This is a genomic window from Prosthecobacter sp., assembly GCF_046154365.1.
Taxonomy (GTDB): Bacteria; Verrucomicrobiota; Verrucomicrobiia; order Verrucomicrobiales; family Verrucomicrobiaceae; genus Prosthecobacter.
Genome location: NZ_JBJXFV010000140.1, coordinates 56,573 through 69,138 on the forward strand (window position 1 = coordinate 56,573; position 12,566 = coordinate 69,138).

Consider the following 12,566-nt stretch of genomic DNA (forward strand, 5'->3'; position numbering starts at 1 on the left):
TGTTCATTACGATTGCACAATTTGAGGAGGAGCCTAAAGTGCCGTCATGCTCCTCCGTGAAACCTTACTCGCTGTCCTGGATCAGCCGACGGCCACGCTCTCGCCCGAGGGCGAGGTGAACCGTCATCGACAGCCGACTTGGAATCGCAGCCAGCAGCAGTCGCACGCGCTGGTGCTCACGGGCGTGCGGCGCTGTGGGAAAAGCACGTTGCAGGGCCAGATCCGCCAGACGGTGAAGGGTAAGGCTGTCACGATCAATCTGGAAGACACGCGGCTCTATGGACTCGGCCCGGAGGACTTCGCACCCTTGCTTGCCCTGCTCGATGAGCATCATCCAGATGCCTCCATCTACCTCGACGAGGTGCAGGAGGTGCCAGAGTGGCAGCGTCTCGTCCGCGCCCTGCTCGACAAAGGCCGCCGCGTCTGCCTCACCGGCTCCAACGCTAGCCTGCTGGGCCGTGAACTCGGCTCCAAGCTCACCGGCAGGCATCTCTCGCATGAGGTCTATCCCTTCTCGTATCGCGAATTCCTCGAATTCACCGCCCAGCAGCCCGGCGCGGCCAGTTTGCAGGATTACCTGGCACGCGGAGGCTTCGCCGCCGCTCTCTCCGCCGGCGCTGATCAGGGTGCTGTCCTACTTCGCGAGCTTTTGCGGGACGTGGTGCAGCGCGACATCGTCTCCCGCCATGCCCTGCGGGCCTCGCGACCGCTCATGACGCTCGTCTTGCATCTGCTGGCTCACACCGGCCAGCCGTTGTCTTTGCAGGCGCTCGCCAAAGGACTCGCCCTGCCCTCCGTGGCCCAGACGGGCCGCATGATCGAATATTTGCAGGATGCTTGGCTGCTGCTGGCCGTGCCGCGCTTCAGCACGAAGTTCAAACAACGCGTCGTCAGCCCGCCGAAGTATTACGCCATCGACACCGGCCTCGCCGTCGCGAACACCCCGAACCCCACGCCCGACCTCGGCCGCCGACTCAAAAACGCCGTCCTGCTCCACCTCCGCCGTCTCGGCGAAGCGCCCACCTTCGCCGCCATGCGGAACGACTGGGAATGCGACTTCGTCACGCCCTCGCTCGCCATCCAGTGCTGTGCCCGCCTCACCCCCGATAACCGCGTCCGCGAACTCCGCGGCCTCCTCCAAGCCTCCACATTGCCCAGCAGCATCAAAGGCCAGCCGAGAGAGCTGCTCGTGCTCACGCTGGATCAGGAAGATCAACTCGAAGAGCAAGGCATCACGATCCGCGTCGTGCCTGCCTGGAAGTGGCTGGATTGAGGCATGTGAGAACACACCCGCCCAGACCGCATTCGGCACCGAAAACAGCGCCAGGAAAGTAGCCATCCCGCTCCGTCGAGATGAGGCTGTCGCAGCCACGGAATGCGGGCAAAGGTCGGAAAATTTGCGGTTTTGCGAAGCTCCCAGCTCATCTCGCGGAGCGAGATGGCTACTTTGCTTCGCCTGATAATTGCTGTCGGGTCTTCAAACATGGCTTAGCTCGCGTTTTCTATTGGCTGAATGACAGCCCCACTCCATGCGCCTCCTCTACTTCGCTCTTTGCCCTCTGCTCTCCGCCTTCTCCGCGGAGCCGCCGAACATGCTCCTCGGCACGCAGGCCATCGGCGGGCGGTATCAGTTCACGCAGGACGAGCCGTTGCTGGAGAGCGCGAAGCTCATTGCGGAGCTCGGGTCGGGCATCATGAAGTTCTCGATCTCGAAGCAGGCCTCGTTTGGCCAAACAAAGGCGAATGTGCGCGGGAGCAATCCCGGCCTCCAAACACTTGCCGACATCGCGGCGAAGGAGCCGACACATCGCGCGGTGCTCGACATGCCGTTCACGCACTTCTTCATCTGGGCCTATCCCTTCACCACGCATGGCAGCGCAGGCACCTTCAAGCCCGCGGAGCGCGATCTGGAGTATCGCGAGATGTTTGACCTCACCGCGCACCTGCTGCGCACCTACAGCGGCAGCGGCAAAAGATTCTACCTCGGCCACTGGGAGGGCGACTGGCATCTGCGACCGCACTTTGACCCGAAGCAGCCCTTCCCGGATCACTTTGGCGAGAACTTCATCGCCTGGCTCAAAGTCCGCCAACAGGCCATCGACGACGCGAAGCGCGACACGCCGCATCAAAACGTCGAAGTCTGGCACTACACCGAGGCGAACCTCGTCGAGCCCTTCCTCCAAGGCGGCCAGTGCCTCGCCAACGACATCCTGCCGCAGGTCGAGGTCGATTTCGTCAGCTACTCCTGCTACGACAGCCTCCAGCGCGGCATCCGCGACGATCTGCACGCCGCGCTCGACCATCTCGAATCGAAACTGAAGCCCAAGCCCGGCATCCCCGGCAAACGCGTCTTCATCGGCGAATACGGCTTCCCCGCGCGGCGCTACTCGCCCGAGGTGACTGACCGCAAAAGTATCGAAACCATGATCGCCGCCATCGAATGGGGCTGTCCCTTTGTGCTCTACTGGGAACTCTACGACAACGAAGGCACTCCCGAAAAACCCGGCGGTTTTTGGCTCATCGACGAAAAGAACGAGAAGCAACCCATCTGGCACACCCACCAGCGCTACTTCGAGTGGGCGAAGAAGCACATCGCCGACTTCATGCAGCGCAACGGCAGTCCGATCACCGACGCCGAGTTCCGCAAGGCCGCGCTGGAATATCTGCGGCGCTGACGCCGTATCACTGAGGCCACTGACCATGTCCGCCCCGCCAAGCTTCCGATTGCGTCATCTTCACCAAGTATTACCCTACGCCCATGTCAGCACCGCCGAATCAACGCCGAGTCACAGCGCAGGAAGCGCTGGAGCAATGCCGTCGCAATCGTCTGCAGGACACCTCACGCGGTGCCTGGCGTGGGCTGAAGCCTGCGGCAAGCTCCACGCCGCCTGCCAGTTCTCCGCCCGTCTCGACGGTCGCCAAGTAAGCCTCGAACTCTTCGAGCAATTCCGCGCCACGCCGGAGTTTGGCCGTTCGCTCTCGGCGCGAGTCGATCCCTATCACGACAGCGAATCGTGTGGCGATCTCACCTTGATCGACGCTGGTGGCGAAGCGGTCGTCTTTTTCGATCCCGACCACCAGCGCGTCATCAAGCTCTTCGCCCCGCCGAATGAGGGCGGCTTCGGTTATGTGCTCGATCAAGGCAGCAACGGGCGCTGGCAAATTCGCGGAGGCAGCTTGATCGAAGCCCTGAATCGCTTTGCATGGTTCGAGGCCTGCTTTGCCAGCGGTCTGGAACTCGACACCCTCGGCTCACGCGCTGATTTCCTCACGCTCAGCCAGCCCTTCTTTGTCGGCAGACGTCCCTGTGAAGACGAACTCGAAGAGTGGATGAAAGCCTGTGGCTGGGAACCGTGGTCACCCGATACCGAAAGCGCCGTCGTAACCCAGCAAACCTGGCGACGCGATGATTTCGTCGCCACCGATGTCGCCCCACGCAACGCCATCATCACCGATGCCGACGACAAGCTGCGTGCCATCGACTTCGTCGTCACACGCCTGAATCACGAGCAGCGATGAGTCACGCAATGGGCGGATTGAAGCAAACGCAGCCACGAGCATTGCGCCAATGACCAGCCTCACCTCCTCGCGAGCGCATGAAGTATCGCCTCAAAGGCATTCCCTGACCTGTTTTTGCCAAGGTTCTCGCTCGAAACCACTTTCAACACCGCGTTAAGTGAGAGTCCAAGCTATGTCCGCTTTCTCCGACCCATTCAAAGAAGCCCGCGCCGAATCCGGCGTGATGCAGTGCCCGTTTCACGGCGAAAACATCACCATGATCCTGCGGCACGAGGATGTGCGGAAAGCTGCGAAGGATTGGCAGACGTTCAGCTCGGACGCGCCCTTTCGTGTGCCGATTCCATCGGAGGAAGATGTGCGCAGCATGCGCCAGCTTCCCATCGAGACGAATCCGCCCGAGCACACCGACTACCGCGCCATCGCCGAGCCGTTTTTCCAACGCGCCAAAGACCCCGCGATGATCGCGCAGGTCGAGTCGCTGCTGGATGGCATGATGAATCAGGCTTTGAGCCGCGAGAGCATCGAGATCGTGAATGAGTTCGCGCTGCCCGTGCAATCGCGGGCGCTGACGTATCTGCTGAACACCCCCGAGTCCGAGGCGGACACCTGGATCGGCTGGGGCATCCATGTTTTCAAAGTCACAGGCGGTGAGTTCAAGAAAGGCACCGTGCTGGAGGATTATCTGCAGCGGAAATTCGACGAGGCCGAGGCGAATCCCGGCGCGGACTTCTTCAGCGCACTCACACAGGCCGAGTATCGCGGTCGCAAGCTCACGCGTGAGGAATGCATGGGCTTCGCCAATCTCGCCTTCGCCGGTGGTCGTGACACCATCATTCACACGATCTCCTGCGCGCTCGGTTATCTCGCCGAGCATCCCGAGGCGCTCGAGTTTCTGCGCAAAGACCCGAAGCGCATCACACTCGCCAGCGAAGAGTTTTTCCGCGTCTTCATGCCGCTCACGCACATCGGGCGAGTCTGCCCTGCCGACACGAATGTGAATGGCGTCACCGTGAAAGCGGGAGATCGCATCTCTCTCGCCTGGGCATCGGCCAACTTCGATGAAACGGCCTTCTCTCAAGCCGATGAAGTCCGCCTCGACCGCAAACCGAACCCACATCTCTCCTTTGGCTTCGGCACGCATCTCTGTCTCGGCGCTCCGCATGCACGGCTGATTCTGCGCACGCTGCTACGCCTGTGCTGCGAACGCGTGAAGAGCATCACCATCCTGAAAGCGGAAGAACGCGTCGAGCACGAGGCCAAGTTTGATCGCACGCTCGGTTACGATTCATTGGTGGTGAAACTGGCCGCTATTTAGCAGTCACCATCCCAACAGCCGCGTGATGGCGGCACGCAGCGCGGTTTCGAGGATCGCCGCCTCGGCATGCGTGACGGGGATCATGACCTTCTTCACGCTTTTCGACGCACCGTCCTGGCGTGACATGCTCATGAAGTACGGGGCCTTCTGCGGATCATCACGGAAGTTCAGTTCGAAGGCGCTGTTGGCCTTTTCGGACTGGTGGAAGAGCTTCGCCTGCTCCTGGCGGCCCTGTATCGTTGCCAAAACACTGCCGAGATCATTGAGGCCCCATTTCATGGTGATCTTCGATTCCCAGTCGAACTGCTTCTCGCCGCTCTGGGTGGCCGCATCGACGAAAACCGCGCCTTTCGTGCGATTGAACTCAAATCGAATCACGCCGCCATTACCGCGGCCATTCGGCTTGTAGATGGCGTATTCGGCGTTGGGCTTGGTGGTGGCAGCAGTGGCGGATTTCGCATTCATGACGACCGGAGGGTAAAACAATCGACGGCTAGACGTAAAGGGCGAATTACTGAATCCGACACAACCTTTGCCGGAATGTCCGACGCTGGCTGGCGTTTCACGCGGCACACCATGAAGCTCTTTGCCACGCTCACTTCGTCATTCGTCATTCTGGTTTCGTCATTCGCGGCGGAGCAGCGTCCGAACATCATCCTCATCTACACCGACGACCACGGCCATGCCGACCTCGGCATCCATGGTGTGATGAAGGACATCAAAACGCCGCATCTCGATGCGCTGGCCCGCAGCGGCGTGGTGGCCACGCATGGTTACAGCACCGCGCCGCAGTGCGTGCCGTCACGCGGTGGCTTGATGACCGGGAAGTTCCAGGGGCGCTTCGATCTCGACAACAACGGCTCCGCGCTCGATGGCTTCAACAAGGAGACCACCATCGCCACGCGATTGCAGGACGCGGGCTACGCCACGGCGCAGTTCGGCAAATGGCACCTCGGGCCGCAGAACGAGATCACTCGGCACGGCTTCAAGCATGTCTTCTCGCAGCATGGCGGGCAGAAATTCGCGGCGAACATCACGCTCGATGGCAGAGACCGCCCGATGAGCGATCTCGCGCCGGTGGCGTATCACCTCGACGGCTGCTCGCAGGCCGCCGCATCGATTATCGAGCGCTACCACGATCAACCGTTCTTCCTCTACGTCGCCTATCGCGGCCCGCACACGCCGCTGGATGCGCCGCAGAGCTACATGGACCGCTTCCCCGGCGAGATGCCTGAGCGACGCCGTGCTGCGCTGGCGATGCTTTCGGCCATCGACGACGGCGTGGGCCTCATCACGAGCACTTTGAAGAAGCACGGCCTCACCGAAAAGACGCTCATCTTCTTCATCGGCGACAACGGTGCTCCACTCAAGATCCACAAGGTGGACTCGCCGCTCCAAGGCGATCCCGGCGGCTGGGACGGCAGCCTCAACACGCCGCTGAATGGCGAGAAAGGCATGCTGGCCGAAGGCGGCATGTCCACGCCCTTCCTCATCGCCTGGCCCGGCACGATCCCCGGCGGACAGATGTATGAGCATCCTGTTACCGCGCTCGATTTCGCGGCCACGGCATTAGCCGCAACGCACAATAGCCATCTCGCTCCGCGAGATGAGCCTGACGCTTCGTCCGCACGGAAAGCCTCCGATTCATCGAAAGCGTCACCTGCCAGCGAAAGCCCTCAGCTCGTCTCGCGGAGCGAGACGGCCACTTTAGACGGCGTGAACCTCCTCCCGCACCTCACCGGCGAAAACAAAGCGCCACCACACGACGCCCTCTACTGGCGCTGGATGGCCCAGAGCGCCATTCGCGAAGGAAACTGGAAACTTCTGCGCGGTGGTGAGCGCGAATACCTCTACGACCTCAGCACCGACCGCGAGGAGAAGCACAACCTCGCCACGCAGCACCCGGAGATCGCCACGCGACTCCGCGCCAAGCTCAAAACCTGGGCCGATGGCCTCAATCCACCCGGCATGGCGCTCGGTCCCATGGCCGCGACGTGGAACGATTATTTCGATCACTACCTCGAAGGCAAAACCATCGCCCCACGCGGTGAGGCACCCAAAGCCACTGCTTCCGAAACCAACGGCTGGGAGGCCCGCAACGGCAAGCTCACCGCCAAAGACGGCCTTTTCATCCTCACGCCCGAGCAGGCCGACAAACCCACCTTCATCACCAAGTCCAAGCTCAAGCTCGCCGGTCCCGTCACCGCCAAACTCACCCTCAAAACCACCGCCACTGGCGAAGGAGCCATCGCTTGGCGTCTCGACGGCGACAAAGACTTCCTCCCCGCCAACCGCCTCACCTTCCCGCTCCAAGCCACTCCCGACTGGCAAACCCACACCCTCGAGATCCCGGCCGCCAGCCGCGTCATCCATGTGCGCGTTCATCTGCCTGCGGGCGGTGCGGAGTTTCGGGAGATTGAGTTGAAGGCGGGGAAGAGATAGTGTTGATCAGATCCACCGAAGATGTCGAACGAGCCACAGCCGAATCCGCGAAAGGATGCTCCGCCTTACGTTTGGGCGAGGCGGATTTGCTTTTGCCTCGCTTGGATTTGTTGGATCGGATGCCTGCCCTTGGTGCTTCTGGCAATACTCTTCACCGTTGATCCTGGGCCACATGGTGCTTTCGGAGCCCTACCGATCGTGTTTGGATTCATGACTATGGTTTGTGGTGGATTGGGCTGGCTGTTGTATTTCGCAGGAAAATCCGAGGACAGAGACAGCCACAACCCGCGGCGATAGTTTCTCACTCTTCACGCTTCCCCGCCCATCCCTAGCGTCAGTTCCAGCTCCCTGCGCAGTTCCTCACGATCAGGAAGGTAGAGCTGGTATTTCTGGACGAAGAGCTGGCTGTTCATCTCGTAAGTGGCGTATTCGACAAGCAGTTCGTCCTTCTGCCGGGTGAGGATGATGCCGATGGGTGGATTGTCGCCTTCGGTGTTCTCCTCTTTGGCGAAGTAGCCGAGATACAGGTTCATCTGGCCGATGTCGTGATGCTCCACGTCGTTGAGCTTGAGGTCGATCAGCACGAAGCAGCGGAGGATGCGGTGGTAGAAGACGAGATCAACGCGGTAGTGCGTGTTGTTCAGCGTGATGCGATACTGCCTACCCACGAAGGTGAAGCCTTTGCCCAGCTCCAGCAGGAAGGGCTGCAAATGGTCGCAAAGCCGGGTTTCGAGGTCGGTTTCGCTGGGCTGGTGCGGCTCGGGGATTTTCAGGAACTCGAAGACATACGGATCGCGCAGAAGATCGGCTGGCTGGTTGATGATCTGCCCCTGGGAGGCGAGCTGAAGGATGGATTCTTTGTCCTTCCCGGCAGCGAGACGGAGGAAAAGGGAGGTCTTTTTCTGGCGTTTCAGCTCACGCACGACCCAGTTTTCCCTCAAACATTGCTGCTCGTAAAAGCCGCGCTCCAAAGGATCTTCGATCTTCAAGAGCTCGCTGATGACCGACCAGCTCAATTTGTGCGACAGCGTCGCACAAATTGGGTAAGCGAGGTAAAACTGGCGAAAACGAGAGACATTGCTACGGCTGAATCCCTTGCCATGCCTCAGAGTCAAATCGCGGCTGAGCCGTTCCAGAAGCCCCTTTCCATAGGTGGCTCTCGCTTTCCCTTCCTGCTCGAACTCCACGATGTCGCGCCCGATTTGCCAATAAGTCTCGGTGATGAGGTTATTGACCGCTTTCACGGCCTGGACCTGACCTGATGTGTAGCTCGTGGAAATCCGGCCCAGCAGGTGCTGGTAATCGGGGTCGGTGGCGAGGTCGGCGGCGCTCATGGCGGCATCCATACGACCTTACATCCTGGTCTCAAGCATTCGCTTCTGGCGTCACGCCTTCTCCAAATCCGACACACTCTTTGCCGGAATGTCTGCCCGCGGACGACGTTTCAGGCTGCGATGCTTCGCTCTCTTCTCCTTCTCTTCGCCCTTGGCTCTTCGATCTCCGCTTTCGCGGCGCAGCCGAATGTCATCGTCATTCTCGCCGACGATCTCGGCTGGAGTGACACGTCGCTTTATGGCCATACGACGTATTACCAGACGCCGAATGTCGAACGGCTCGCAAAGCGCGGGATGACCTTCACGCGGGCTTATTCGGCAAGTCCGTTGTGCTCGCCGACGCGGTCGGCGTTGCTCACGGGGCAGAGTCCGGCTCGCACGGGGATCACGGTGCCGAATTGTCATGTGCCGCAGGTCGTTTTGCAGGCGACGACGGGCAAGAAGGCTCCACCGGATCAAAAGGCCATCCAGCCTGATCCACCGACGCGGCTGAAGACGGAGTATCGCACCATCGCGGAGACGCTGAAGGACGCGGGCTATGCCACGGCGCATTTTGGCAAGTGGCACCTCGGGCCGGAGCCGTATTCGCCGTTGCAGCAGGGATTTGACGTCGATCTGCCGCACACCGCTGGTCCGGGGCCTGCGGGGAGCTTTGTGGCGCCGTGGAAGTTTGCCAACTTCAAAGAGAAGTCGCCCGGGGAGCACATCGAGGACCGCATGGCGGCGGAGGCCGTGACGTGGATCGAGCAGCAGAAGGAGAAGCCGTTTTACCTGAACTACTGGATGTTCAGCGTGCATGCGCCCTTTGATGCGAAGAAGGCGAACATGGAGAAACATCGCGGCCGCATCGACCCGAAGGATGCGCAACGCAGCCCCACCTACGCGGCGATGATTGAGAGCATGGACGACGCTATCGGCACGCTGCTCGATGCGCTGGATCGTCTGAAGCTAGCGGACAACACGATCATCATCTTCACCGCTGACAACGGCGGTAACATGTATAACGAGATCGATGGCACCACACCTACCAGCAACCGCCCGCTGCGTGGCGGCAAGGCGACAATGTTTGAAGGCGGCACGCGGGTTCCTTGTGTGGTCGTGTGGCCCGGCATCGCGACGCCTGGGAGCCGCAGTGATGCTTTGGTGCAGAGCGAGGATTTTTATCCGACGCTGCTGGATGGCTTGCAAAGTAGCCATCTCGCTCCGCGAGATGAGCACAGCGCTTCGTCAGCTAACAATGCCTCCGATTCATCGAAAACTTCATCCGCAGGCGAAGCGTCCAGCTCGTCACGCGGAGCGATGACGGCTACTTTCGATGGCTCCAGCATCCTCCCCGCGCTGAAAGGCGAGTCGCTCGCCGGAAAGGCCACGTTTCAATACTTCCCGCACAATCCCGGCGTGCCGGACTGGCTGCCGCCGAGCGTTTCGGTACATCGCGACGACTGGAAGCTCATCCGCATCTTCCACGGCGGCGAGAAAGGCGCTCATCGTCATCTGCTCTTCAATCTGCGCGATGATCTCGGCGAAAAGAACAATCTCGCCGCGCAGAAGCCCGAAATCGTCGCTGAATTTGATGCGATGATCGAGACCTTCCTCACTGACACGAAAGCCGTCGTGCCCGTGCCGAATCCTGCGTTTGATCCGGCGAAGTATCATCCCGAACTCGAAGGCAAACCGAAGCCGAAAGCCAAGACTGCAAGCAAAGATGAGGCGGTGCCTGCCCTACAAGGCTGGAAGGCCCGCGAATGCCAAGCTGCCGTGAAAAACGGCATCCTGCGCCTCACCAACATCGGTGATGCCGCCTTCATCGGCTTCGCTGCTGGCAAACACAGCGGCCCCACGACGGCGAAGTTCCGCATCAAAGCACAAGCCGGTGCCTCGCACTTCGACTGGCTCGCTAACGGCAACGAAGGCAAAGCCCAACGCGCCGAGTTCACGCTCAAAGGCGGCGGCTGGGAAGAAATCACCGTTGAACTGCCCGCCAAAGGCCCGCTCGGCATCGTGCGCCTTTATTTGCCAATGCAGGAGCAGCCGGTGGAGATCGACTGGATCGAACTTACGTCAAAAAACGGCGGCAAACTGACACGGACTGGCTTTTGATGAGGTCATGCACCGCCTGCTCCTTCTTCCTCTCGTCTGTCTCCTCACGCAATGCACCAGCCAGCCTGGAAGCTCGCTAGGCAGTTTGCCGCCAACATCATGGGGCGTGCCACAGATCATCAATGTCTCGGCTTACGATCCGAAGGAACGTCAGCGTGCCGGTCAGGGATACTCGGAGCATGATGTCTCTGCGTTGCGTGCGAATGGAGCGAGCGGTTTGATCGCCCGTGCGGGCAAAGGCGGGAATCTGGATGAGAAATGCGCGAGCTTCATCGCCTCGGCGGATCGGGCGGGAATGCTGCCGGGATTGTACTACCGTGTGCAGCGGCATGTGGATGCGGTAGCGCAGGCGGATCAGTTTGTGAACCGGGCGATGACTCTGGCTCGTGGTCGCTCTTCGAATGCACCAGCGCTGCTGCTGTGCGGAGATTTTGATGGCGATTTGAGTCTCTCGGCAATTCTGCGTTTCATGGATCGTGTCGAATCACGCACGGGCGTGGTCCCCGTCGCGTATCTGGAAAACAGCACGCAGCTCAAGCAGACGCTCAGCCGCGCCGATGCCGCCACGAAGGCCAAACTGCGCCGCATGCCCTACTGGCTCGCGCTGTATGCGCACGACAGCGGCGCGGGGCCGGTCTATCCCGCGCCGGGCCATCCGAACGGTCTGCTCAAGCAATACGATGTGTGGTCGGACTGGACGCTGTGGCAATACGGCGGCGTCGATTGGGAGCGCGGACGTTCGCGGCCCAAAGTGTACAATCACGGCCGCTACCGCTTCCCGCTCTACTTCGGCAAGCTCGACCGCCCCACGGAGCGCAACGTCTTCAATGGCTCGCAGGCCTCCTTGCAGTCTTTCTGGCAACGTCATGGCCTGCGGCTGCGTTGAAGGACGCTGCATGAAAATCATCCTCGCGCTTTCCCTGACACTTTCGCTGGCCGATGCCGCGCCACTTGCCGGCACCATTGGAAAAATCGGCACGCTTGAAAATCCGCAGCTCGTCCACCGGCTGGAGATCACGAAGCCGGGCGTGTATGAGAACTTCCGCGTCGATGCGCAGGGCAAGGGCGGCAACATCGTCAAGATCACCGCAGATGATGTCACGCTGCGGAACTGCGAGATCTTCAACGGCGGTGGCAATGGCGTCGGTGTGTTTGGCACGCGGGTGGTGATTGAGAACTGCCGCATTCATCACCTCCTGAACGGCACCTTTGAAGCGCAGAACGACGCGCACGGCATCACGGGCCGCTGGGGTGATGTGACCATCCGCAACTGCGACATCTCGCACATCTCCGGCGACTGCGTGCAGTTTGATCCAGATCGCAAATCACGCGGCAGTCTCACCATCGAGCACTGTCGTCTCTGGGCCGGGCCACTGGAGGCGGACGCGCCCGGCTTCAAAGCAGGACAGAATCCCGGCGAGAACGCCTTCGACTCCAAAACGATGCCCGCTGGTGAGCGCTGCAAGCTCGTCATCCGTCACTGCTACATGCATGGCTGGAGCCAGCCTTCGCAGATTCAAAACCGCGCCGCATTGAATTTGAAGGAGCACATTGATGCGGAGATCGTCCAGTGTGTGTTCGATGACAACGAGATCGCCATCCGCGCCCGGGGTCCCGGTGGCCGCGGCAATGCGCATGTGGCAATCAAGGACTGTGCGATCTACAACACACAGGTCGCTGTGCGGGCGGAGGACAAGATCGAGCAGCTTAAGATCAGCGGCATGGCTTATGGTCCGGGGGTAAATTCACGTGTCGAGTTTCACGGCGGCAAAGAGCTTCCAGGCTTCGAAAACAACGGCGAGCATGAAGCGCCCCCGCTCAACGCACTCGTTGCGAACCCCAAGTCTTAAGTGCTG

Annotated in this window: 10 protein-coding genes; 8 read left to right on the forward strand and 2 right to left on the reverse strand. The window is 60.6% G+C overall.

All coding sequences use genetic code 11. The features are described from left to right. Nucleotides 1-46 precede the first annotated feature (46 nt). The 4 genes from ACKVY0_RS17910 to ACKVY0_RS17925 all read left to right on the forward strand — a co-directional run bounded on the left by ACKVY0_RS17910 (nt 47) and on the right by ACKVY0_RS17925 (nt 4,834). Nucleotides 47-1,273, forward strand: a complete 1,227-nt coding sequence (locus ACKVY0_RS17910; protein WP_409216196.1) for an ATP-binding protein — start codon at nt 47-49, stop codon at nt 1,271-1,273. Nucleotides 1,274-1,529: 256 nt separating this feature from the next. After that, complete coding sequence (locus tag ACKVY0_RS17915) at nt 1,530-2,675, forward strand: hypothetical protein (RefSeq protein ID WP_409216197.1); 1,146 nt, start codon at nt 1,530-1,532, stop codon at nt 2,673-2,675. A 25-nt stretch (nt 2,676-2,700) separates the two neighbouring features. Further along, nucleotides 2,701-3,519: a hypothetical protein gene (locus tag ACKVY0_RS17920; RefSeq protein ID WP_409216198.1), complete on the forward strand. Its 819-nt coding sequence runs from the start codon at nt 2,701-2,703 to the stop codon at nt 3,517-3,519. A 172-nt stretch (nt 3,520-3,691) separates the two neighbouring features. Beyond that, nucleotides 3,692-4,834, forward strand: coding sequence for a cytochrome P450 (locus ACKVY0_RS17925; protein WP_409216199.1), 1,143 nt, complete (start codon nt 3,692-3,694; stop codon nt 4,832-4,834). A 3-nt stretch (nt 4,835-4,837) separates the two neighbouring features. Here the strand turns inward: ACKVY0_RS17925 and ACKVY0_RS17930 are convergent, their stop codons facing one another. After that, complete coding sequence (locus ACKVY0_RS17930; protein ID WP_409216200.1) at nt 4,838-5,299, reverse strand: hypothetical protein; 462 nt, start codon at nt 5,297-5,299, stop codon at nt 4,838-4,840. A gap of 111 nt (nt 5,300-5,410) precedes the next feature. On the opposite strand from ACKVY0_RS17930, the gene ACKVY0_RS17935 reads away from it, so the two are divergent. Next, nucleotides 5,411-7,276 (forward strand): sulfatase, encoded by a 1,866-nt coding sequence (locus ACKVY0_RS17935; RefSeq protein ID WP_409216201.1) that lies wholly within the window; start codon nt 5,411-5,413, stop codon nt 7,274-7,276. A gap of 308 nt (nt 7,277-7,584) precedes the next feature. Here ACKVY0_RS17935 and ACKVY0_RS17940 read toward each other — a convergent pair whose 3' ends face one another. After that, nucleotides 7,585-8,610, reverse strand: coding sequence for a YhcG family protein (locus tag ACKVY0_RS17940; protein ID WP_409216202.1), 1,026 nt, complete (start codon nt 8,608-8,610; stop codon nt 7,585-7,587). 120 nt (nt 8,611-8,730) lie between these two features. Here ACKVY0_RS17940 and ACKVY0_RS17945 point away from each other — a divergent pair, with 120 nt between their 5' ends. From ACKVY0_RS17945 to ACKVY0_RS17955, 3 genes are read left to right on the forward strand one after another with little or no spacing between them, the layout of a single operon-like run. Further along, entirely contained in the window at nt 8,731-10,710 is a 1,980-nt protein-coding gene (locus ACKVY0_RS17945) for a sulfatase (RefSeq protein ID WP_409216203.1), read from the forward strand. A 7-nt stretch (nt 10,711-10,717) separates the two neighbouring features. Next, nucleotides 10,718-11,596, forward strand: a complete 879-nt coding sequence (locus tag ACKVY0_RS17950) for a GH25 family lysozyme (RefSeq protein WP_409216204.1) — start codon at nt 10,718-10,720, stop codon at nt 11,594-11,596. Between the two features lie 10 nt (nt 11,597-11,606). After that, complete coding sequence (locus ACKVY0_RS17955; RefSeq protein ID WP_409216205.1) at nt 11,607-12,560, forward strand: right-handed parallel beta-helix repeat-containing protein; 954 nt, start codon at nt 11,607-11,609, stop codon at nt 12,558-12,560. The last annotated feature ends 6 nt before the right edge of the window (nt 12,561-12,566 follow it).